At 64.3% G+C, this 22,783-nt stretch carries 23 protein-coding genes; 15 read left to right on the top strand and 8 right to left on the bottom strand.

All coding sequences use genetic code 11. From position 1 onward, the window contains the following. The first annotated feature begins 186 nt into the window (after window positions 1-186). Together A5733_RS18400 and A5733_RS18395 are read left to right on the top strand one after the other, a co-directional pair. The gene (locus A5733_RS18400) at window positions 187-1,530 is read left to right on the top strand and encodes a cytochrome P450 (protein ID WP_076241168.1); all 1,344 of its coding nucleotides are present in this window, start codon (window positions 187-189) and stop codon (window positions 1,528-1,530) included. Between the two features lie 4 nt (window positions 1,531-1,534). Then, window positions 1,535-3,673 carry an aminotransferase class III-fold pyridoxal phosphate-dependent enzyme gene (locus A5733_RS18395; protein ID WP_076241167.1) on the top strand — a complete coding sequence of 713 codons (2,139 nt, stop codon included), beginning with the start codon at window positions 1,535-1,537 and terminating at the stop codon, window positions 3,671-3,673. Here the strand turns inward: A5733_RS18395 and A5733_RS18390 are convergent. Continuing rightward, a complete protein-coding gene (locus tag A5733_RS18390) occupies window positions 3,596-5,017 on the bottom strand; it encodes a wax ester/triacylglycerol synthase family O-acyltransferase (protein ID WP_076241166.1) in 1,422 nt (473 codons plus the stop codon). The genes A5733_RS18395 and A5733_RS18390 overlap by 78 nt on opposite strands. Before the next feature lie 234 nt (window positions 5,018-5,251). Between A5733_RS18390 and A5733_RS28000 the strand changes: the two genes are divergently transcribed. Beyond that, window positions 5,252-5,644: a nitroreductase/quinone reductase family protein gene (locus tag A5733_RS28000; protein WP_233152725.1), complete on the top strand. Its 393-nt coding sequence runs from the start codon at window positions 5,252-5,254 to the stop codon at window positions 5,642-5,644. Here the strand turns inward: A5733_RS28000 and A5733_RS18380 are convergent. Both A5733_RS18380 and purD read right to left on the bottom strand, forming a co-directional pair. Then, window positions 5,641-6,969, bottom strand: a complete 1,329-nt coding sequence (locus A5733_RS18380; RefSeq protein ID WP_076241268.1) for a cytochrome P450 — start codon at window positions 6,967-6,969, stop codon at window positions 5,641-5,643. The genes A5733_RS28000 and A5733_RS18380 overlap by 4 nt on opposite strands. Before the next feature lie 100 nt (window positions 6,970-7,069). Further along, window positions 7,070-8,338, bottom strand: coding sequence for a phosphoribosylamine--glycine ligase (purD, locus tag A5733_RS18375; RefSeq protein ID WP_076241165.1), 1,269 nt, complete (start codon window positions 8,336-8,338; stop codon window positions 7,070-7,072). A 96-nt stretch (window positions 8,339-8,434) separates the two neighbouring features. On the opposite strand from purD, the gene A5733_RS18370 reads away from it, so the two are divergent. The 5 genes from A5733_RS18370 to A5733_RS18350 all read left to right on the top strand — a co-directional run bounded on the left by A5733_RS18370 (window position 8,435) and on the right by A5733_RS18350 (window position 12,550). Continuing rightward, window positions 8,435-9,670 carry a cytochrome P450 gene (locus tag A5733_RS18370; protein ID WP_067768930.1) on the top strand — a complete coding sequence of 412 codons (1,236 nt, stop codon included), beginning with the start codon at window positions 8,435-8,437 and terminating at the stop codon, window positions 9,668-9,670. Between the two features lie 38 nt (window positions 9,671-9,708). After that, entirely contained in the window at window positions 9,709-10,338 is a 630-nt protein-coding gene (locus tag A5733_RS18365) for a TetR/AcrR family transcriptional regulator (RefSeq protein WP_067768932.1), read from the top strand. Between the two features lie 33 nt (window positions 10,339-10,371). Beyond that, window positions 10,372-11,580 (top strand): EspA/EspE family type VII secretion system effector, encoded by a 1,209-nt coding sequence (locus A5733_RS18360; protein ID WP_076241164.1) that lies wholly within the window; start codon window positions 10,372-10,374, stop codon window positions 11,578-11,580. Window positions 11,581-11,587: 7 nt separating this feature from the next. Beyond that, window positions 11,588-12,040 carry a hypothetical protein gene (locus A5733_RS18355; RefSeq protein ID WP_233152729.1) on the top strand — a complete coding sequence of 151 codons (453 nt, stop codon included), beginning with the start codon at window positions 11,588-11,590 and terminating at the stop codon, window positions 12,038-12,040. Between the two features lie 78 nt (window positions 12,041-12,118). Beyond that, window positions 12,119-12,550: a hypothetical protein gene (locus tag A5733_RS18350; RefSeq protein WP_233152724.1), complete on the top strand. Its 432-nt coding sequence runs from the start codon at window positions 12,119-12,121 to the stop codon at window positions 12,548-12,550. 204 nt (window positions 12,551-12,754) lie between these two features. Here the strand turns inward: A5733_RS18350 and A5733_RS18345 are convergent, their stop codons facing one another. Genes A5733_RS18345 through A5733_RS18325 form a run of 5 tightly spaced genes read right to left on the bottom strand, consistent with a single transcriptional unit; the run spans window position 12,755 to window position 17,517 of the window. After that, window positions 12,755-13,981, bottom strand: coding sequence for a hypothetical protein (locus tag A5733_RS18345; protein WP_076241161.1), 1,227 nt, complete (start codon window positions 13,979-13,981; stop codon window positions 12,755-12,757). Further along, window positions 13,971-14,414 (bottom strand): carboxymuconolactone decarboxylase family protein, encoded by a 444-nt coding sequence (locus A5733_RS18340; RefSeq protein WP_076241160.1) that lies wholly within the window; start codon window positions 14,412-14,414, stop codon window positions 13,971-13,973. The genes A5733_RS18345 and A5733_RS18340 overlap by 11 nt, the downstream gene beginning before the upstream one ends. A 9-nt stretch (window positions 14,415-14,423) precedes the next feature. Next, entirely contained in the window at window positions 14,424-15,281 is an 858-nt protein-coding gene (locus A5733_RS18335; RefSeq protein WP_076241159.1) for an NAD(P)-dependent oxidoreductase, read from the bottom strand. Next, complete coding sequence (locus A5733_RS18330) at window positions 15,278-16,027, bottom strand: SDR family oxidoreductase (RefSeq protein WP_076241158.1); 750 nt, start codon at window positions 16,025-16,027, stop codon at window positions 15,278-15,280. Before A5733_RS18330 ends, A5733_RS18335 begins: the two co-directional genes overlap by 4 nt. A 20-nt stretch (window positions 16,028-16,047) precedes the next feature. Next, window positions 16,048-17,517 carry an aldehyde dehydrogenase gene (locus A5733_RS18325; RefSeq protein ID WP_076241157.1) on the bottom strand — a complete coding sequence of 490 codons (1,470 nt, stop codon included), beginning with the start codon at window positions 17,515-17,517 and terminating at the stop codon, window positions 16,048-16,050. A gap of 188 nt (window positions 17,518-17,705) precedes the next feature. Here A5733_RS18325 and A5733_RS18320 point away from each other — a divergent pair, with 188 nt between their 5' ends. The 7 genes from A5733_RS18320 to A5733_RS27195 all read left to right on the top strand — a co-directional run. After that, on the top strand, window positions 17,706-18,317 hold the full coding sequence (locus A5733_RS18320; protein ID WP_076241156.1) for a TetR/AcrR family transcriptional regulator: 612 nt from the start codon (window positions 17,706-17,708) through the stop codon (window positions 18,315-18,317). A gap of 22 nt (window positions 18,318-18,339) precedes the next feature. Next, window positions 18,340-19,542, top strand: a complete 1,203-nt coding sequence (locus tag A5733_RS18315; RefSeq protein ID WP_076241155.1) for a cytochrome P450 — start codon at window positions 18,340-18,342, stop codon at window positions 19,540-19,542. A gap of 31 nt (window positions 19,543-19,573) precedes the next feature. Continuing rightward, window positions 19,574-20,401 (top strand): SDR family oxidoreductase, encoded by an 828-nt coding sequence (locus tag A5733_RS18310; protein WP_076241154.1) that lies wholly within the window; start codon window positions 19,574-19,576, stop codon window positions 20,399-20,401. A 5-nt stretch (window positions 20,402-20,406) separates the two neighbouring features. After that, a complete protein-coding gene (locus tag A5733_RS18305) occupies window positions 20,407-21,750 on the top strand; it encodes a cytochrome P450 (RefSeq protein ID WP_198938874.1) in 1,344 nt (447 codons plus the stop codon). Between the two features lie 10 nt (window positions 21,751-21,760). Next, the gene (locus tag A5733_RS18300) at window positions 21,761-21,967 is read left to right on the top strand and encodes a ferredoxin (protein WP_076241152.1); all 207 of its coding nucleotides are present in this window, start codon (window positions 21,761-21,763) and stop codon (window positions 21,965-21,967) included. A gap of 12 nt (window positions 21,968-21,979) precedes the next feature. Continuing rightward, entirely contained in the window at window positions 21,980-22,519 is a 540-nt protein-coding gene (locus A5733_RS18295) for a nuclear transport factor 2 family protein (RefSeq protein ID WP_076241151.1), read from the top strand. Between the two features lie 92 nt (window positions 22,520-22,611). Continuing rightward, window positions 22,612-22,783: alcohol dehydrogenase catalytic domain-containing protein (locus tag A5733_RS27195; protein ID WP_158070622.1), on the top strand; the 172-nt coding region annotated here is incomplete at its 3' end.

Genomic DNA, 22,783 nt, shown 5'->3' with positions numbered 1-22,783 from the left:
AATCGTCGAGCGCACGTCGGCGTCAACGGGCCAGTGCACGGGCGATGCCGCGCGCAGGCGTCGCCAACTCCGAACCGGCCCAACGGATCACGCGTTTCAGACGCGCGTGAGTTGCGCGTCGACCTGGCGCCAATTTGGCAGGGAAGGCTGATGACGAAACCGTGCTCTATGCCCAAGGTCAGAGGCATGCCGTTGCTGGGAAACACCCTGTCGATGTACCACGAACTGCCTCAGTTCCTGGCCAAGAGCTACTTCGAGCACGGCCCAGTGTTTCGGGTCCGGGCACTCAACAACCGCTACGTGGTGTTGGCGGGGCCGGACGCGGCGTTGTTCTTGGGTTCGGCCGAAGGCCGAGCAAGCTTGGAGTCCAAGCCATCCTGGTCGAAGATGATCGCCGAGTACGGGGCCGACAAATCCGTGGTGAGCGACGACGGTGACCTGCACGCCTGGTTCCGCGACATCATGCGGCGCGGGTATTCGCGGCATGCACTCGATGGCCGCTACCAGCGATTGGTCGAGACAATCGATGACTGGCTCGACGACGAATGGCGACCGAACAGCGTTGCATCCGTGGTTAAGTCGGTGCAGAACATTGTCATTCGGCAGATCAGCATTGCCGTATCGGACCGGTTGTTCTTCGACGATGTCGACCAGCTACGAACCCTGGTGCACTGGTCGACGAATGTATGCCTGTTGGGCCGGTGGCCCAACTTCATGTTGAAGCTGCCACAGTACCGGTCGGCAAAGGCGCGGATGCACGCGATCGCGCAGGACCTATTGGCTGCGTTCCGAACTCGCTCCGACGAAGGCCAGATCGACGGGTTCGGCCGACGCCTGCTCGATGACCTGGTGGAGGCCAACCGCACAAATCCGGACAAGATGACGGACTATGAGCTCCCGCTGAACTTGTTCGTTCCGTTCATGGCCGGGTTGGACACCGCGTCCAACACCATCGCAACGATTCTGTACATCCTTACTCAGCGCACCGACCTCTATGACCAGATTCAGCCCGAGGCCGACCTGCTGTTCAGCGGCGGCGAGCTCAACGAGGAAGTGCTCTTCGAGACCACGCCTGTGCTCAACGCCGTGGTCAAGGAGGCCATGCGGCTTTACCCGTCAGTGCCGGCCTTGATGCGCCACGCGCGTTCCGATTTCAGCTATCAGGGCCACCAGATCCGGGCCGGCGAACGCGTGATGATAGCCACCTGCGTACCGCATTTCATGCCGTCGTACTTTCCCGACCCGTATCGGTTCGATCCCAACCGCTACCTGGATGGGCGCAAGGAACACCTACAGCCCGGCGCGTATTCGCCGTTCGGCCGTGGGCACCATCTGTGTCTGGGCAAGCGAATCGCCGAGGTGATCATTCCGTTGACGGTTGCGCGAATCGTCAACCAGAGAATGTTCTCCGTGCCGGACAGCGATTTCGCACTCACCAAGAACTTTGCGTACGGCGTCGACCTGGCGTTGAACCTCGAATTGAATATCGACGGGGTGCGGCACCCGAGCCTCGTCGGCGCGAGGCGGTAGACCGATGACAACTGAGGAGTTTGCGTTGACGGACCAGCGCTACACGCCGGCCACCGAGTCCACCATCACGACCATTCGCGATCTCAACCGCCGCAAGCGGCCGAACATCCTTTTCGCGGGGTTGGCGATCACCATCGAGTGTGCACAGGTCGGCTACCTGCTGGATTCGATGCACAGCCCGGGTGCCGACCGGGTCACCTACTTCGGCAATTCCCTCGAAGAGGCGATATCCGGAGCGATCCGCTTGGTGCGTCAGACCAGTAAAGTCGATGACTTCCGGGCGTCGGACAGCTGGATCTTGGTGGTGAACAACGACGATCGCCTCCGCCACTACTTCGACCCGCTCGGCGAGGGCGGTGAACACGCGCTGGCGCGGCACCTGTGCTTTGTGCCCACGGCCGCTGCCGCCCACGCCGCGCTCGCCGACCGGCCCTGGTCGGCGGTGCTGGTCCTGAATGACAGCGACCCCGACGTCGACAACCTCTTGACGGCCGCTGCCGAACGCCGGATCATCCGGATTCTCTGTGACGCACAACCGCTGCCGCCTGTCGGCGAACGGCCGAAGACACTCGACGCCGACGTGTATGTGTACGGCGAGAACCTGACCGACAATCAGATCCCGTTCGGCTGCTACGTCATGACCCCCGATGCCTACCGGGTATGGAACAACCCGGTCGACGCGATGGCCCAGACCTCGACCTTCGCTGCCAGCGCCACCGCACTCACATTGGTGGTCAACACGTTACGCAGCAAGGGCTACGTCGCGGCACACCAGGAACGGGTGCTCGCCGCGATCGAAGCCGACCGCAAGGTCCGCAATGAGTACTTCAGACGTTATGTGAACCCAAGTGCGGGCGACATGATGGAAGCCTTCGGTTTGGACTTCGACTTCGACCGTGCCGACGGCATGGAAATCAGCCTGCGAGATGGCCGGTCGCTGCTGGACTGTGCGTGTGGCACCGGTGCGAACCTGCGCGGGCACAATTTGCCCGATCTCGAAAAGGCGCTGGCGGCACACGACCAAAGTACCGACTATGTCGGTCAGCTCGCTGACTACCTTTGTGACAGAAGCGGGTTCGACGACATGTTCCCCGCGGTCAGTGGCGCGACAAGCGTGGAGAACGCCCTGGTTCTGGCCCGGCTGGCACGCCCGGGCCGACCCCGGATCGTGACCTTCTCCGGCAACTTCTCCGGCAAGACCATCACCACTCTGAACGTCAGCCGGTACGGGCCGCAACGCTCGGCCAGCATCCCGGGGGCGTTCGAGCCGTACTACTCCGACGTGATCTTCATCGATCCGTTCGCCGCCACCGCGGCCCACGACCTGCGCGCAGCGCTGGACGATCCGCAGGTCGGTTTGTTCTGGTGCGAACTGATTCAGGGCACCACGTGCGAGATCATCCCGGCCGAGTTGCTGGAGGTCGTCGCGGCAGCCAAGGCGGAGCAGGGCTTCGTCGTCGGAGTGGACGAGGTGCTCACCGGGGTGTGGCGCAGCGCCGACACCTTCCTCTACCACGAGACGGTGCTGGATGGCCTCGTCGACATCGTGACGTTGGCGAAACCGCTGTCGGACATGACCGTTCCGGTGGCAGCCACTCTCGCACGGGCCGAGGTGGTAGCAGCTGCCGAGGCCACGGACGTCGAGGCGGTGCAGCGACTGCGCACCCGCTACCGCAACAACCTGGGGGCGCACATCGCGGTCAATGCCCTACGGGCGGTGGATAATCCCGCGGCGCACGAGCAGCGGAGAACCGAACGGGAAGCCCTGCTGCGCGGTCTGGAGGCGCTGGCCGCGACATCACCGCTGGTCCGCTCGGTCGAAGGGGCCGGCATCCACGTGCGGATCGACATCGATCGACGGTACTTCCCGTTCCGGGAGAACACCGTGCTCTCGGAGATGATCGACCAGTCGATCGAGGATCTGATCCTGCGCCGCTGTGGCGTCATCCTCGGCCGCGGCCGGTTCTTCCCCCCGATCTACCCGCCGGCCGGTGCGATGGCGCAAGTGGTGGACCGATTGCACCGCGGTTTCGACGGTTTTACGGTGGTCACGGTCTACGCCAACTTAGTTCGCAATATCGCGGCGTTCGCTTCCTTCGGAATTCGCCGTCAGCTCGGCGCGCTGGTCAAGCGCGTCACGTAGCTCGTCGAAGGCGGCGACGTACCCGGCTGCGATTCCGTCCAGCTCGGGAACGATCTCCGGGCAGCCGAGCAGGCCGATGTTCAGCCGATCCTCGATGCTGGCCACCGCGACGAAAAGGGCGCTGCCGTCGAACAGCGAACCGAACGGGTAGAAGTCGATCACCCGGGCGCCCCCGAAGTAGAGATCGCGGTGCCGCCCACCCATGTTCGAGACCACCACGTTTTGCATCACGGTATGCCGATCGGCCAGCCTGAACCGGGAATACAGCCGCAGGAAGGTACCCCAGTATCGGGCGGCGAACTCGAACCAGTCATGGAACAGGCTGGGCCCCAGCGCCTCCGCGTGTTGCTTGGCCGCCTCGGTGACAGCTGTTATCGCGAGCGCCCGGTCAACCGGATCGGACATCCCGGTCTGCAGGCTGGTCAGCAGACCGGTTGTCTGGTTGCGCCCGTGCTGGCCCGGCTTGTGGTGCACGGCTACCGGAACGAAGGCTTGAAGTGGCGTCTCGGGCAATTCGTTTCGGCTCAGCAAGTAGTTGCGCAGTGTGGTCGAGGTGAGCGCCAGAACTACATCGTTGAGGGTGACGCCGAGTTTACGTTTGACCTCCTGCACATCGGACATCGCGAAGGTTGCCCAGGCGACATTGCGGTTCGCGGTCAGCGTGGTGTTGAACGATGTGCGCGGTGCCGACAGGGAGTGGGGCACGCCCTCCGGGATCTGAGGGGTGCTCCGAGTCACCTTGGCGATCAACGATTTGCCGATCATCCGGCCCAGTTTGACCGGCTTGGCGGCGAACTCGCGCAGACCCGAACCGGCGATCGCGGCCGGCCTTGCGGGTCCGGCCATCCGCAGTACCGAGAGCTCGGTTGCTTCGTTCCCGCACAACTGGCCCATGTGTGAGTTCCCACGAACGCCGTCGAGGCTCGCGTTATGCCGCTTGACCACAACCGCGACGGTGCCGTCGGCCAGGCCGTCGATGACCCACATCTCCCACAGGGGGCGGGTCGGATCCAGCGGTTGCGCGGCTATCTTGCCGACCAGGTCGGCCAGTTGGTCCCGGTCGCCGGGCGCGGGAAGGCTCCGGTGGAACAGATGCCGATCCAGATCGAACGATTCGTCGGCCACCCAGACTGGCTGGCCCAGGTTGTACCAAGGGTTGTAGGCCTTTTCGGTGTAGGGCGGAATGTCGGCGACCCGCTCCGCCAGCCACTGTCGGATAGCCGCAAAGCTGTAGCCACCGGACATCGGCGAGGGGTCCAGAATCAGGAGCCCCGTGCTGTGGTGGAAATGCGTCGGTGTCTCCATGTAGAGGAAACTGGCGTCGTGACCGGTCAGGCGCTCCATAGCCGGAACGATAACAGGGGCTCACGTGCGAAGTACGCACTATATCGGGTCACGTATCATCGCAGAACCCGACTGGGGCAGGGGCGATTTCGAACGAGGGGTGAGGATATTTCCAGGCACGGCGAGTGGACGGAAGCAACGGGTGCCCGGGCAGGCGCGATCGGCCTGGTCCGAGATCGGGTCCGGGCGATCGGACACCGCAGGGCGGCCTGGCCGATTCGCAAACTGACCGTGGTGTCGGACCGGCTGCTCTATCGGGTCACCGGCGGGAAGTGGACCACCACAGCAGTTTCGCGGATACCGTCGCTCACCTTGCTGGTCACCCGTCGCGATGGAGAAACCGCAGTGGTGCCACTGCAATACGTCTCCATCGACGGCTCTGTGTATGTGATCGGCACGAACTGGGGTAGGCCCAAACATCCGTTGTGGACCGGTTGGTTGCTGCGCGACAGCGACTGCACCATAAACGTGCAGGGGCGCGAGCAGCGCTGTTCGGCGACACCGGTCGAAGGCCCCGAGCGCGGGGGCGTCTGGCAACGGATCGTCGAGATCTCGCCCTACTACGGGCAGTGTCAGCAACGGGCGCAGCGCGAGTTGAGGATCTTCCGCCTCGATCCGACCGGCTAACTGTCGCGGTTCGTTACGTCGACGAAGAACCGCTGCGACGGCGTGGTGGACGCCAATCGCTTCTTGATGTGGTAACCCGGCTTCAACCGCAAGTCCCGTTGGTGGAGTAGGCGCGCCAACGAGATCTGCATCAGGGCTTCTGCCAGGCCCTTACCGATACACATATGCGGCCCACGCCCGAATGGTGAGTACGCGCCGGGGACACGGTATTCGCTGTTGCGGCCCTGGTAACGGTCGACGTCGAACGTCGTCGGATCGGTAAAACAATCGTCGAGGAAGTGCGACACCGAGGTCGCGACGAAAACCTTGTCGCCCTGCCGGATCTGGTGACCTTTGAACTCAAAATCCTTGGTCGCCACCCGCACCATCGTGGCGGCGACCGGATGCATCCGCATCGCCTCCATGATGGCGCCGTTCAGCGTCGGGGTGACGGCAAACAGCCGGTCGTGCGTGATCTCCCCGGCGAACAACTCATCAACTTCGGCCCGGATGCGCTTGAGAACATCTGGGTGCTTGAGAATCAGGTAGAGCGCATAGGTGGCCGTCGCGGACGTTGTCTCCACGCCGGCGAAGTACGGAAGTACCGCATTGAACACCATGTTCTGCCGCTTGACCGGATCCTGTTCGTCAGCATGAGACGACACGATGTCCGCGATGAGGGTCGATTTCGCCGTACCCTGATGTCCCGCAGAGCTGCGCGCATGGTCGATCGCATGTTTGGCGATCTCGACGACGCGGTCCCGAGCCGTCAGGAAGTTGCGTCGCTTCAGCAACGTCTTCGGGATTTGTTGTACCGGAGCAATTTTGAGTACCTGACTGGCGACGAATCCCACGTCGGCCACGTACGCGTCGTTGGGCTGGACCCCTGCTGCGAACACTCCCACCTGCGCAATCGACAGCGCCTGCATCGACGGCAGTACCCGGACGCGGGAGCCGGCCGCCCATTCTTTCGCCAGCGCGGCGTCGATGAGCGCCACCGCCTCCTGATAACGGCCCATGATGGCGTCCCGCGAGTAGCCGCGCTGCAGCATGCCGCGCAACTCCTTGTGCTGCTTACCGTCCACGGTGACCAGCGACTGTTTGGCGCCGAACTGCTCCTCGACGAAACGCCAGGAGTCACCGACACTCAGGCATTCCCTACCCTCGCGGCTACTCATGAAGGCAGCCGCTTCCACACCGGCCAGCACGGTGTAGGTCTGGTAGAGCGTCTTCAGTTTCGACACCGGCCCGTGGTGGAGGTACTTGTCAACCAGGTACAGCGTTGGGTCGAGCATCATGCCGAGCGTGTCACCCACCCGCGGTATGGCCGTGAGTTTCCTGGCCACGCGAATTCGCTTCGGGCTCGTGTACGTCACGGCGACAGCGTAACCCAGGCAATCGGCATCGAAGATGCGAATGCGTTCCGGCTCGGCCGAAGTCGGGCTGTCAGAGGGTGATGCGCCCCTCCGCGGCGGCCAGTCCGATGTCGCTGCGGAAGTGGCTGCCCGGCAGGCGAATCGACTTGGCGAGCGCGTATGCCGCATCGCGGGCGGCGGGCAGATCGGGTCCGGTGCCGACGACCGAGAGCACCCGGCCGCCCGAGGACACCACGGCGCCGTCGTCGCGCCGCGCGGTGCCGGCGTGCAGCACACCGTCGGCCTCGGATCCGGTGATCACGTCGCCCACGCGCGGCCGGCCCGGGTAGTTCTCCGCGGCCACCACCACCGTCACCGCATAGCCGTCCCGCCACTGCAGGTCGCCGAATGAGGCGAGCTGCCCGGTGGCCGCGGCCTTGAGCAGCTGCCCCAGCGGTGAATCCAGCAGGGCCAGAACGGATTGCGTCTCCGGGTCACCGAAGCGGCAGTTGAACTCCACCACGGCCGGGCCGTTCGAGGTGATGGCCAGGCCGGCGTAGAGCAAACCGGAAAATGAGCTACCCCGCGCAACCAGTTCTGCGGCAACGGGTTTGACGATCTCGTCGACAATCTGGTTTTTCACCGAGTCCGGCAGCCAGGGCAGCGGGGCGTAGGCACCCATGCCTCCGGTGTTGGGCCCGGTGTCTCCGTCGCCGACGCGCTTGAAGTCCTGGGCCGGCAACAGCGGCACCACGGTGGCGCCGTCGACCACGCAGAACAGCGATACCTCGGGGCCGTCCAGGAACGATTCGAGGAGCACCGGATGCCCGGAGTCCAGCAGGCCGGCGGCATGCGCCCGGGCGGCGTCACGGTCAGCACTCACCACCACGCCCTTGCCGGCGGCCAGCCCGTCGTCCTTGACCACCCAGGCCGCCTGCCCGGCCGGCGGACCGAAGCGGTCCAGCGCGGCGTCGAGGTGAGCCGGATTGTCGACGATCTCGCTACCGGCGGTGCGCACCCCGGCCGCGGCCATGACGTCCTTCGCGAAAGCCTTGGAGCCCTCGATCCGCGCGGCGTCCTTGCTCGCGCCGAAGCAAGCGATCCCGGCAGCCCGCACCGCATCGGCCACGCCGAGAACCAGCGGAACCTCGGGACCGATCACCACCAAGTCGCTGCCCAGGCGCTGGGCCAGCTTCACCACGTCCGCACCGGAGGTGATGTCGACGTCGTGCTGATCGGCGATGGTCTGGGTGCCGGCGTTGCCGGGAGCCACCGCCAGCTCCTCCACCTGCGGGTCGCGGCGCAGAGCCAGCAGCAGGGCGTGTTCACGGGCACCGGATCCGATAACGAGGACGCGCACGGACGTAGCGTAGCGGCAAACCCACGGGCATACACTTGACGTAGCAGTGTATGGTCGTCGGTAGAACGTGTCCGCAGTCACACGAGGAGACCTGGCTTGACGACACTCAGCGCCTGCCCGTTCGGGCAGGGTTACGACTTCACCGATCCCGACGTCTTACTCCGCGGAATCCCGGTCGACGAGTTCGCCCAGCTGCGCAAGACCGCCCCGGTGTGGTGGAACGAGCAGGGCGAATCGATCTTCGACGACGGCGGCTACTGGGTGATCACCCGTCACGAGGACATCAAGACCATCTCCCGCAACGGCGGCGACCTGTGGTCCACGAACGCCAAAGGCGCAGTGATGCGACTGCCGGACAGCGTCACCGCGGAGCAACTCGACCTGACCAAGGCGCTGCTGATCAACCATGACGCGCCGGAGCACACCCGGCTGCGCAAGCTGGTGTCCCGGTTGTTCACGCCGCGCTCGGTCGCGGTGCTCGAGGAGAAGCTGGCCGTCGCGGCCCGCGACATCGTCGCCAAGGCCGCGCAGAAGGACACCGGCAATTTTGTCGACGACATCGCGGTGGGTCTTCCGCTGCTGGCCATCGCCGACCTGATCGGAGTCCCGGAGGAAGACCGCGAGAAGGTGTTCAACTGGTCCAACGCCATCATCAACACCGACGACCCCGATTTCGACGCCGACCCGACGATGGCCAACGCCGAGCTGATGGGCTACGCCTACACCATGGCCGAGCAGCGTCGCGCGTGCCCGGCCGACGACATCGTGACGCGTCTGGTGCAAGCCGACGCCAGTGGAGAGGCGATCACCGAGGTCGAGTTTGCGTTCTTCGTGATCCTGCTGGCCGTGGCGGGCAACGAGACCACCCGCAACGCCATGACCCACGGCATGAACGCATTCCTCGAAAACCCCGACCAATGGGAGCTTTTCAAGCGTGAACGCCCGGACACCGCGGTCGACGAGATCATCCGCTGGGCCACCCCGGTGCACTGTTTCCAGCGGACGGCCCTGGCCGACATCCAGGTCGGCGACGTCACCGTGAAGGCCGGTCAGCGCGTCGGGCTGTTCTACAGCTCGGCCAACTACGACGAAGAAGTGTTCGAGAACCCCTTCGAATTCAACATCCTGCGCAACCCCAATCCGCACCTGGCGTTCGGCGGCAACGGTGCGCACTTCTGCATCGGCGCGAACCTGGCGCGGATGGAGATCAAGCTGATGTTCAACCAGATCGCCGACCAGATCCCCGACATCACCAAACTCGGTGAGCCGCAACGTCTCCGGTCCGGCTGGATCAACGGCATCAAGGAGCTTCCGGTCGCCTACCACCGCTGACCGGCGGTTTGTGCCTTTGGTTGTTTTAAGATTCGCCCATGCGAACGCACGGGTGGTCCGGCTCCGCGCCGGCCAGTGACGAGGAAGCGATTGCCCGCATCCTCGCCGCCGCGGGCAACGCCATCGACGAGCGGGGCGCCGATTTCTCCATCGCCGACGTGGCCCGCACGCTCGGCGTCACCCGCCAGACCGTGTACCGCTACTTCCCGAGCACCGACGCCCTGCTGGTGGCGTCGGCGGTGAACGCGGCCAGCGACTTCCTGGACCGGGTGGCCGCCCACCTGCAAGGTGTGACCGACCCGGTCGAAGCGGTCGCCGAGGCCATCGCCACCGCACTGGAGTGGCTACCCGAGGACAAACACATCGGTTTGCTCGTCGCGCCCGGGCGAGCCAGTGCCCACACCGAATCGGTCACCTCCGATGTCGCAGTCGACTTTGCCCGCGCATTGATGCGCAAGCTGGACGTCGACTGGGCCGGACTCGGTTACACCGACGCCGAACTCGACGAGCTCGCCGAACACCTGCTCCGCATCATCCAGTCCTTCGTCATCGATCCGGGCCGTCCGCCGCGCACCGGCGAGGCGCTACGCAGCTACCTTCGCCGGTGGGTCGGCTCGGCCGTGGTCAGCGGGCGATTGGCGTCCGAGAGGCCCGCGACTGCGACTTAGACTGGGTTTCTCGATCCAGCGGGGCGGTGAAGTATGGGCGCATTGGATGCGTTCTACACAACGTGGTCGCAGGCGCGCGCCACGTTCGGCGAGGGGACCCCAACGACGGGTGATTCCTTCGACGGCAGTGCGCGCCTGCGCGAGATGCAATCGACCATCGAGTCCGCAGCACCCGACCACCGATGGCAGGGCACGGCCTCGCAGGCCTACGCGGCAAAGAACGCCGAACATGCCGCTGTTTACGGCAAGCTCGCGGATCTTGATCAGCGCATGGCCGCCGAGGTCAGCCGGGCAGCCGACGTGGTCAGCTCCGGTCGGCAGAATCTCGAACAAACCCAGAGCTGGGTCAGCAGCATGGACGCGACGATTCCGCCCGGCAAGACCGGCGAGATCATGCGGGTGATCCTCGCCAGCAAGGGCATCGGACAGATCAGCGACGTCATCACGCAATCAACCGGAGAGATGGATGAGATCGGTCGACGCATCGAGGACATCCGCAAGGAATACGACGCGCTGACCGGTGAGAAGGCGGGCGCCGGTGTGCCGGAAGGCACTCCCCCGCCGGTGGATCCACTCGACGAGATCAAGCGCAAGTACCAGGTGGACGAGGATCCGGACGGAGCTCTCGATTGGGAGCCTGGTTGGCCGTACAACATGGCTACCAAACCCATGCATGTGACCGCTACCGAATCGCGGATGTTGGAAAACCTCAGTCCGGCAGCTCTCTGGGATCTGAACCAGACCAAGAAAGCGGCAGAGGCTGAAGCCAAAGCCCGCTTCCCTCCCCCAAACGGTCCCAACGATACGGCCGACAATCACACAGATGCCTTCCGGCATGCATATTGGAACGCTCTGATGACACAACGATTTGGTGCTGAATGGACTCAGGACTTCGCGACGGCTCACGAGCGACTCCCCAGTAACCCTTCGACCGCGGAGGCCATGGACCTATACAACAACGAAATCGGCAGAAATATCGCCACAGCCAACCCCAACGCCACCCCGGCGCAGTTGGCAGACATGGTCGAAAAAGCAGTGAATCGAGGCGATACTGTCGTGGTTGCGCCGAACAGCGGTGGCGAAAGATTGGCTTGGAGCGATACCGTCCCCGAGGGCGGGGCGGGCACGACATCGAAGTCCACCATTCCCGGGCAGGCGCCGAATCCAACCGGCGCCGGACCGGGTGGAGTTTATGACCCGGGCCAGCCGGGAGGCTACGGGACATCAGCAGGAGGGTATTGACTTGGCCGTGTTGTCGTCGATGCGCACCGCGCTCAGCGTGTTAATTCTGGGCATTCTCCTGACAGGTTGTGGACTGATACAGCAAGCAATGAGGCAATCGATGGATGTCGACTACAACGATCAGCGCATGAATAAAGGTCTGGCACATCTTGTCGAGACCAACACGAAGGCGGAGCTCCGCGAATTCACCTCATGGGACTGGGACGAAGTCCATCTGTTCCACGAATACACTGAGCGCGAATTCATCGAGGAAACCGTTGGTGCGCCAGTCATCCAAAGTGACTTCTTCGAGTCAAAAGCCAGTCTGCTCATCTTCGAGAACGGCGGGAACCCGGTCAAGGCCATCGGTATTCCCGGAGACTTCCTGAAGGGTGACAACCACCGCGTCAGCTTCCCGGCCGACGCGCTGCTGGACCCGCGAGGCGGAGGATATCTCACGGTGACCGCGCCGACCGGCTAGCTGCCTAGCGATGAAGCACCGTAGCCGGACGAACACGAGAGTCGGGCTCTCCTGATGAGGTCAAAAATGGTATGGGCGATGCTGATTGCGCTGTTACTCTGCGTCTCCCTAGCTGGCTGCGACCTGGCCCGGCAGGCGCTGCGGCCGTCGATGGACATCGATTACAACGATCAGAAGCTCAACGATGGCCTAAAAAGCCTTCTGCACGAGAAGAAGTCCGGCCGACTCAGCGACTTCACCAGCTGGGACTGGGACGAAGTCCACCTGTTCAACGAGTCCTCCGAACGGGAATACATCGAGAAGGTCGTCGGCGCGCCGGTTATCAAGAGCAAGTACTTGAACTCCAAGGCCAACTTGCTGGTCTTCGAACTCAACGACAAACCTGTCAAAGCCGCAGGTATCAGCCCCGATTTCCTCCGCCCTGAAGACCACCGCGTGACCTTTCCGTACGACGTGATTTTGAAGCCCTCCGGCGGTGGCATTCTCCTGCTCACAGTGCCGACAAGCTAGCCATCGTCGTGCATCACCGAAGAAGAGGTGCGGTCCCACTATCCCACTGCCGAGAACACTCACCTCCCTACCGGCCATTCGCCGAAGGAGGAGTTCGTGTGGTCGGTCGCCTACGACTGGGGAAACCTCAACTTCGGCATCCGTGAGAAAGAACGGTGCCTGACCGGCATCTCGGTGGAGCGGGCGAAATCGTGACGCCGCTGCTCACACCACGGTCAGCGGCAGCGACTTCCTCGGCTCGAACACGAACGACGCCCCACCGCTGAACTTCGTCACCGCGACCTCGTCCAATTCCTTTGCCGCGGTCTCGGTTTCGATCACCCGGGCGGTCCATTCCGTATCCGTTCCGATCACCTCGACGTCGAGGTGCGGGTCGACAGCGGCGACTATGGCCCGCAGCGGCCGGGTTTCGGCCGGCCCGGTCAACGCCACCCACGCCCCATCCTCATGCGCCGGGGAACGCCGCACCGAGACGGTGTCCGGTCCGAACTCCGCACTGACGTAAGCCGCCGGATTGAACAGCGGATGCAGCTCCAGCACCCGCACCGCCCCTTCGATTCCGCCGGGCAGGTCCAGTGCCCGGTGGATCCGCTCGGCACCGAGCCCGGCCACGCCGATCAGCTGTTTGGTACAGATATCGGTGGCCAGCGCGGTGTCGGCCCCGGCTCGCGCGCCGACCGCAAGAATGAACGACAGGTTCAGCAGGTGCATCTGCAGACACACTTCGTCGGCGATCCGGACCAGCGCCGAATGGGAGAACGCCGCAAAATCGAAGTCCGACAACAGCGGTCCGGAGTAGTCGGCCGCGCCCTCGTCGGAAGTATCGATCGGATCCAACACCGTTTGGGCAGCCAGCGTCCGGCCGATCACCTCCAGTGCCGGGATGTCGTCGACCTCGGGGTAGGACTCGTCGATGATGACGGTCCACGCGCAGTGCGGGTGCCGATCGGCGGGTGTGCGGGGCGGCCGGTGAATCGGGCGCACCTGGCACTTTCGGTTGGTGGCCAGCGCGGTAGCGTCGAAGGTCGGGTCCTCGATGTCGTGGCACATGCCGCGCACGTAGTCCTCGCCCATCGGTTCGACGTCGAGCAGTGCCCCGCAGTGATCGAGGTGAAACTCGCCGTGCCAGCGGTCATGGACGGTGTAGCGGAAATCCATGAACTGCGGCGGGGCCCCGATGTCGAGTTGCAGCCCCTTGAAGATGGTGATGATGTCAACGCCCTCGTACTTCAGCGCCTTCTGCATCCGCCGGGTGTAGATCGGGCTGGATGCCGCCCACTCCTCGATCGCGATCTGCAGCATTTCCGGTCGGCCGAAATTACTGATGCACCAAGCCATCCCGGAGCGGTCGATCATCTGCCCCATGAGCAACAGCTCGGGCACCAGCGTGACCAGCTGCTCGCGGGTCAGCGAGGCGTACCTACTTGTCATCGAGCTCGCTCCCGGTGTTCATCTTGACTGCGGCGTTGACGTTGGCGCGCCGGTCCTCCTCGAGCCCCTTCTCAGCCGCCTTGCGGCGCTTGGCCACCACCTTGGACACCGTGCCGTTGAGGCCGGACCCGAGGGGGAAGCCGAGGTACTGCGTGAGGAAAATCGCGATGTCCTTGAGCTCCTCCTCGGTGAACTCACCGTTGAGCAGCGCGGCGTTGACCTGGATCTCGGCGAGATCCTGCGAACCCACCGCGGTCACCGCCGACAGCGTCATCAACCGCTTCTCCCGCATCGACAGGCCGGGCTTGCTCCAGATGGTGCCGAAGAGATGGTCAACCGTCAGATCGAAGTACGGATCGCCTTCGATGTTGGGCATCTCCCAGCCGTAGACCTCGTTCATCTTGGCCAGACCCTTGGCGCGCAACTCGTCCATCGAAAGCTCCTAGTCGTTCTTGTGCGGTACGCCGAGGCCGTCGGCCAACCTCTGCAAGGCCACCTGGGCCAACGGAAGATCCACTCCCACAACGTCCCCCAGCCCCAGCGCCAGGCTCAGGTCCTTCTCCCCCAGCCCCCGGGTGTGGGTAAAGGCGTCGTAGAGCCAGTGGTCCGGGGTGAGTTCGGCCATGTTCTCCCGCACGATGATCGCACCGGGCCCACTGGTCAACGCATCGGTGTGCCGCACCACCCGGCCCAACGCACCCAGGTCCAGCCCGGCCGCCTCGGCCAGCTTCATCGCCTCACAGGCCGCGGCATACGAGGTGAAGGTCAACATGTTGCGGGCCAGCTTCATCCGGGTACCGGCACCGGGCTCACCGGCGTGGATCACCATCGAGCCGAACTGCTTGAGCGCGGGCTTGATCCGTTCGTAGACGGCCCGCTCGGCCCCGACCATGATGGCCAGCTCACCCTTCTCGGCCGCTGCGCCGCCACCGCTGACCGGGGCGTCGACGATGTGGATACCCTGCGGCTTGTACTGCTCGGCGAGTTCGACGGCGGTGGTGTCGCTGATCGTCGAGTGGATCACGATCACGGTGTCCGGCTTGGCCTTTCCGGCTAATTCCGCCACGACCGACCGCACCTGCTCGTCGTTGAGCACCGTGATGCTGATGATGTCGGCCTGAGCAACGTCGGACACGTCATCGGCCAGGGTGGCGCCCAACTCGGCCAACGGTGTCATCGCGTCGACGCGCACGTCGTAGACGATGAATCCGCCCGGCCACTCGGCCAGCCGTTTGGCCATCGGGGCACCCATGTTGCCCAGACCGATGTAGCCGTACTTGACGTCTTGCGGAGTCGTCATCGGATGATCTGTCCGCCGTCAACATTGAAGACCTGCCCGGTGATCCACTTGGCTTGGTCGCTGAGCAGGAACAGGCACATGCCGACCAGGTCCTCCGGCTGGCCCATGCGGGACAACGGGATTCCCTTGACGATGTCGGCCACCATCTCCTGAGGTGTCGTCGTGCGGTTGGCCTCGGTGTCGATCGGGCCCGGCGCGATGGCGTTGACCCGGATGTTCTGCCCGCCGAGCTCGGTGGCGAGCTGCTGGGTCAGGCTGTTGACGCCGGCCTTGGCCAGACCGTAGAAGTTCGAGTACAGCCATGCCGCGGTGGACGACTGATTCACGATCGCGCCGCCCCCACGCTTGGCCATCTTGCGGTACACCGCGCGGGTGCACACCAGCGCACCGTCGAGGTTCACGCTCATGAACTTCTTGTAGTAGTCCCAGTCGACGGTGAGCAGGAAGTCCAGCTTCATCCCGCCGAAGATCGCGGCGTTGTTCACCAGGTAGTCGATACCGCCGAACTCCGAAAGCGCCAGGGCCGCCATGTCCTTGGCCGAGTCGATGTCGGAGACGTCGACGCGCACCGCCAGGGCGTTGCCACCCTCGCCCTTGATGCCGTCGACGACCTTCTGCGCACCTTCGGTGTTGATGTCGGCCACCACCACCGCGGCACCCTCGCGGGCGAGCGCCTCGGCGTAGGCCTGGCCGATACCGCCACCGGCCCCGGTGACGATCGCCACCTTGTTGTCGAACTGTCCCACTGCGGTTCTCCTCTGTTCGCCTAGTTCGCGAGCGTCGCGATGCACTTGATTTCGGTGTATTCCTCGAAGCCGGCCAGGCCCATCTCGCGGCCGACCCCGGACTGCTTGTATCCGCCGAAGGGGGCATCTGCCGAGTACCAGATGCCGCCGTTGACGTTGACGGTGCCGACGCGCATGCGGGACGCCACCGCCTGGGCTCGGGCGTCGTCTCCGGAGAACACCGTGCCGGACAGTCCGTACGGCGAATCGTTGGCGATCCGCACCGCATCGTCGTCGCCGTCGTGCGCGATCACCGTCAGCACCGGGCCGAAGATTTCCTCACGGGACACCCGGGCGTTGTTGTCGAGACCGGCGATCACCGTCGGCTCGATGAAGAACCCGGTGTCGAGATCGGCGGGACGCCCACCGCCGCAGGCGAATCGGCCACCCTCCTGCAGAGCGAGATCCAGGTAGGACTGCACGCGGTCACGTTGACGTGCCGAGATCAGCGGGCCGCACACGGTGCGCTTGCTGTTGGGATCCCCCGGTTTGATGCCGCCGAGCGTCGCCGCGGCCGCTTCGACCGCCTCGTCATAGCGCGCCCGTGGCACCACCAGACGGGTCGTGATCGCGCACCCCTGCCCGGCGTGCATCGCCACCGTGAAGGCGGCCATCGAGCAGGCACCGGCCAGGTCGGCGTCGTCGAGCACCAAAAACGCCGACTTACCACCGAGCTCCAGGAACACCTTCTTGAGGGTGAGCGCCGCATCAGTCATCACAGCGCGTCCGGTCGCGGTGGAGCCGGTGAACGACACCATGTCCACCCGAGGGTCTTTGGACAGCAGAGCGCCCACCGAGTGATCGCTGGAGGTGACGATGTTGATGACGCCGGCCGGGAAGTCGGTCTGCTCGGCGATGATCTGACCGACAGCGGCGGCCGCCCAAGGGGTGTCGGGCGCCGGCTTGAGGATCAGGGTGTTGCCCGCGGCCAGGGCCGGGCCGACCTTGGCCAGGTTGATCTGGTGGGGGAAGTTCCACGGGGTGATGGCGCCGACGACGCCGACGGCCTCACGGGCCACCACGCGATTGGTCGGAATCCCTTGTGGGGTGGCATGCCCCAGATCGGTACGCCACTCGTAGTTCTCGGCGGTGTCGGCGGAGAACGCCAGATCGTCGATCGGGCCTTCCAGCTGCGCGCCCGCCGTGAGCATGCGTGGGGCGCCCACCTCGGCGATGGTGAGTTCCCGTAACTCCTCGACGTTTTCGCGTAATGCGTCCCGCAGCTGCCGCAGGCAGCGCACCCGCAGTGCGTGGTTCGTCGACCAGTCGGTGTCGTCGAACGCGCGACGCGCCGCTTCGATGGCATTGCCCATGTCCTCGGCGTTGGCATCGGCAGCGACGCCCAGCACCTCTTCAGTGGCGGGGTTGACGGTCTCGAATACTCCGCCGCCCCCGGCGACGAGCTTGCCGTCGATGAGCAGTTGACTCTGGCGATCGGCCAGTACCGGCATGGGTGAACTCCACTCAGAATGTTCTGGACAACTGTCCGGCTGTCTCGGCTCGAACGATAGCCGCAGACAATGTCGGGCCGCAAGGGCGCATCCGTCCCCAACCGATAACGCCGCAGAACACGCAGCTCACCGGGGCCTTTGCCAATCCACACTTGCTCAACCTCGCCATCGTCGGATAACTTGGACATGTGTCCAGCGATGCGGTGTCCGCAGTCACAGAACCAGCTCCGGAGGCCAGCAAGGAGTCCCCGCGCAACCGTCGTCAGGAAGAGACCTTCCGCAAGGTCTTGACCGCCGGCATCGAAATGTTGCGCGAATCGTCCTATGCCGATCTGACGGTGCGTGCGGTCGCCGCGCGCGCCGGGGTCGCGCCGGCCACGGCGTACACGTACTTCTCGTCGAAGAACCATCTGATCGCCGAGATGTACCTGGACCTGGTCAATCAGGTGCCGTACTTCACCGACGTGAACGACTCGATGACCACGCGAGTCGACAAGGCGTTGCGGGCACTCACCCTCGTCGTCGCCGACGAGCCCGAAGTGGCCGCCGCGTGCACCACCGCTCTGTTGGGCGGGGGCACCGACCCCGCGGTCCGCAAGGTGCGCGATCGCATCGGCGCCGAGATCCACAAACGCATCCGCTCGGCCGTCGGGCCGGATGCCGATTCCCGCATCGTCTCCGCCCTGGAGATGACGTTCTTCGGCGCCCTGGTCAACGCGGGCAGCGGCGCCTTCACCTACCGCCAGATCGCCGATCGGCTGACCTACGTCGTCGGCCTCGTCCTCGGAGAGGACAAATGAGCATGAGCCTGGGAGAGCACTGATGAGCTTGGACATCGTCAAACCGATCCTCGATCCGTACGACTACGACTTCCACGAGGACCCGTACCCGTACTACAAGCGGTTGCGGGACGAGGCTCCGATCTATCACAACGAGGACCTCAAGTTCTGGGCGCTGTCGCGGCACAAGGACGTGGTCGCCGGTTTCCGCAACAGCGTCACGCTGTCCAACCGGCACGGCGTGTCCCTGGACCCGATTTCCCGCAACGACGAAGCCCACCGGGTGATGTCGTTCCTCGCCCTCGACGATCCGGGCCATCTCCGCCTGCGCACCCTGGTGTCCAAGGGCTTCACCCCGCGGCGCATCCGCGAGCTGGAGGGCCGCGTCACCGAGATCGCTCACCAACACCTCGGCGCGGCACTGCAGAACACCACCTTCGACTACGTCGACGATTTCGCGGGCAAGCTGCCCATGGACGTCATCTCCGAACTGATGGGTGTCCCGGACGAGGACCGGGTCCGCATCCGGGCACTGGCCGACGGCGTGATGCACCGCGAGGACGGTGTCGCCGATGTCCCCGAATCCGCGATCGCCGCCTCCGGGGAACTGCTGGTCTACTACGCAGACATGGTGAAGCAGCGCCGCAAGAACCGTACCGACGATCTGACATCGGCACTGGTGGAAGCGGAGATCGACGGTGACCGGCTCACCGACGACGAGATCATGGCCTTCCTCTTCCTGATGGTGGTCGCCGGCAACGAGACGACGACGAAACTGCTTGCCAATGCCGCATATTGGGGTTTCAAGAACCCGGATCAGCTGGCTCCGGTGTTCGACAACCACGCCTTGATCGTGCCGTGGGTCGAGGAGACCCTGCGCTATGACGCCTCCAGCCAGATCCTGGCCCGGCTGGTCACCGAGGACCAGACGTACTACGACACCACGGTGCCGGCCGGCGATGTACTGGTACTGCTGATCGGCTCGGCCAACCGCGATGAACGTGTCTTCGAGAATCCCGACGAATACCGGATCGATCGCGAAATCGGTCCGAAACTGGTGAGCTTCGGCAGCGGCGCCCACTTCTGCCTCGGCGCGCATCTGGCGCGCATGGAGGCCCGGGTGGCACTGACCGAGTTGTTCAAGCGAATCCGCGGATACGAGGTCGACGAGGCCAACGCCGTCCGAGTCCACTCGAGCAGTGTCCGTGGATTCGCTCACCTCCCGATCACCGTCCAGCCCCGCTGAACCCCTCGACCACCGCTGAAAGGCTCTCCGAATGCCCCGTTTCGATCCCCTCCCCGACCGTCGTCCCGCCCTGGTCGCCGGCGCCTCGTCCGGAATCGGCGAAGCCACCGCGATCAGGCTTGCCCGCAACGGCTTTCCCGTCGCCCTCGGTGCTCGCCGGGTGGAGAAACTGCAGGAGATCGTCGACAAGATCCGCGCCGACGGCGGTGAGGCCATCCCCGTGCACCTCGACGTGACCGACCCCGACTCGGTCAAGGCCGCCGTCGAGCAGACCACCTCCGAACTCGGCGACATCGAGGTACTGGTCGCCGGTGCCGGCGACACCTACTTCGGCAAGCTCGACTCGATCAGCACCGAGCAGTTCGACTCCCAGATCCAGATCCATCTGATCGGAGCCAACCGGCTGGCCACCGCGGTACTGCCCGGCATGATCGAACGCCGGCGCGGCGATCTGATCTTCGTGGGATCCGATGTGTCCCTGCGCCAGCGCCCGCACATGGGCGCCTACGGCGCCGCCAAGGCCGCTCTGGTCGCGATGGTCAACAACTATCAGATGGAGCTGGAAGGCACGGGCGTGCGCGCCTCGATCGTGCACCCCGGTCCGACCAAGACCGCGATGGGTTGGAGCCTGCCCGCCGAGTTGATCGGCCCGGCCCTTGAGGATTGGGCCAAGTGGGGCCAGGCACGCCACGACTACTTCCTGCGCGCCGATGACCTCGCGCGGGCCATCACCTTTGTCGCCGAGACACCCCGCGGCGGCTTCATCGCCAACATGGAACTCCAGCCCGAAGCTCCGCTCGCCGATGTCAAGGATCGCCAGAAGCTCGCGCTGGGCGAAGAAGGGATGCCGAACCAGTGACTGCACTGAAAGAAGTTCAACGGGTTTCAGGTGGCGAGGAAGAACACGGCCACCTCGAGGAATTCCGCACCGACCCGATCGGCCTGATGAAACGCATCCGCGAGGAGTGCGGCGACGTCGGCTGGTTCCAACTCGCCGACAAGCAGGTGGTGCTGCTGTCCGGTGCCGAGGCCAACGAGTTCTTCTTCCGCTCCAGCGACAGCGAACTCAACCAGGCCGAGGCCTACCCGTTCATGACGCCGATTTTCGGTGAGGGCGTGGTGTTCGACGCCGACCCCGAGCGGCGAGCCGAGATGCTGCACAACACCGCACTGCGCGGTGAGCAGATGAAGGGTCACGCCGCCACCATCGAAAACGAAGTCCGCCGGATGATCGAGAACTGGGGCGACAGCGGAGAAATCGACCTGTTGGAGTTCTTCGCCGAACTCACCATCTACACCTCGACGGCCTGCCTGATCGGTCTGAAGTTCCGCAACCAGCTCGACTCCCGGTTCGCGAACTACTACCACCTGTTGGAGCGCGGCACCGATCCGCTGTGCTACGTCGACCCGTACCTGGACATCGAGAGCTTCCGAATCCGTGATGAGGCCCGGGCCAACCTGGTCGAGCTCGTGCAGGAAGTGATGAACGGGCGAATCGCCAACCCGCCCACGGACAAGAGCGATCGTGACCTGCTCGACGTGCTGGTGTCGATCAAGGACGAGGAGGGCAATCCGCGCTTCTCGGCCAACGAGGTCACCGGCATGTTCATCTCGCTGATGTTCGCCGGCCACCACACCAGCTCGGGCACCTCCTCGTGGACGCTGATCGAACTGCTGCGCCACCCGGAGTTCTACGCCAAGGTCCAGAACGAACTCGACGAGCTGTACGCCGACGGACAGGAGGTGAGTTTCCATGCGCTGCGCCAGATCCCGAACATCGACAACGCACTCAAGGAAACACTGCGCCTGCATCCGCCGCTGATCATCCTGATGCGGGTGGCCCAGGACGAGTTCGAGGTGGCCGGTTACCCGATCCACAAGGGGCAGATGGTGGCCGCCTCCCCGGCGATCTCCAACCGCATCCCCGAGGATTTCCCCGACCCGGATGCCTTCGACCCGGATCGGTACGAGAAGCCGCGCCAGGAAGATCTGATCAACCGGTGGACGTGGATTCCGTTCGGGGCGGGCAAACATCGCTGCGTCGGGGCCGCATTCGCCCAGATGCAGATCAAGGCGATCTTCTCGGTTCTGTTGCGCGAGTACGAGTTCGAGATGGCACAGCCACCGGAGAGCTACCGCAACGACCATTCGAAGATGGTGGTGCAACTGGCCCGCCCGGCCAAGGTGCGTTACCGGAAGCGCGTCTAGGAGAGCAGGTATGGGCTGCTACCGCGTCGAGGTCGATGCCGATCTGTGCCAGGGCCACGCCATGTGCGAGCTGGAGGCTCCTGACGTGTTCTCGGTGCCCAAGCGGGGCATCGTCGAAATTCTCGATCACGAGCCACCGGACGAACTCCGCGACGCCGTGGAGATGGCCGTCGAAATGTGTCCTACCCGAGCACTCTCAATCATTGAGAACGACTGAAAGGAAAAGCCAATGGCGTCAAGAAACGAGCTCGAAGCCTGGTCCGACCGCTGGCTCAAGGCCAACCAGGAGGCCGAGAAGGCCGGTGACTGGAAGCCGCTGGCCGACTTCTACACCGAAGATGCCACCTACGGCTGGAACATCGGCCCCAAGGAAGACGTGATGTGCGTCGGGCGCGACGAGATCCGCGACGTGGCACTGGGTCTGGAGATGGAAGGCCTGGAGAACTGGGTCTACGAGTACCAGCGGGTGCTGATCGACGAGAAGCAGAACGAGATCGTCGGCTTCTGGAAGCAGATCGCCAACAAGAGCGACGGCAGCAAGGACGAGATCTACGGTATCGGCGGCAGCTGGTTCCGGCTCAACGATCAACTGCTCATCGAATGGCAGCGGGATTTCTTCGATTTCGGCCACGTGCAGAAGGCATTCCTGAAGCTGATCGAGTCCGGCGATCTGACGCCCACCATGCAGAAGCGCATCGAGCGCAGCCTCGCCGGGGAGAAGCTGCCCGGCTACTACCCGCTGGGCGAAGCGCCGGTCAAGATCTGGTAGTTCCCAGCCAAGCAGTTGCTTGGGGGTGGGTGTGACCCACGCAACTATTGGCTCTAGTCTGTGGTCACGGCTCTAGTGGAAGGCACATGCGCATGAAGACAAAAGGCGCTCTCATCTGGGAGTTCAACCAACCATGGTCGATCGAGGAAATCGAGATCGGTGACCCCGTCAAGGACGAGGTCAAGATCCAGATGGAAGCCGCGGGCATGTGCCATTCCGATCACCACCTGGTGACCGGTGACATCCCGATGGCAGGTTTCCCGG

The sequence above is a fragment of the Mycobacterium sp. NS-7484 genome (assembly GCF_001953975.1).
In the GTDB taxonomy this organism is placed as follows: Bacteria; Actinomycetota; Actinomycetes; order Mycobacteriales; family Mycobacteriaceae; genus Mycobacterium.
This window is presented reverse-complemented; position numbering and strand designations above follow the sequence as displayed.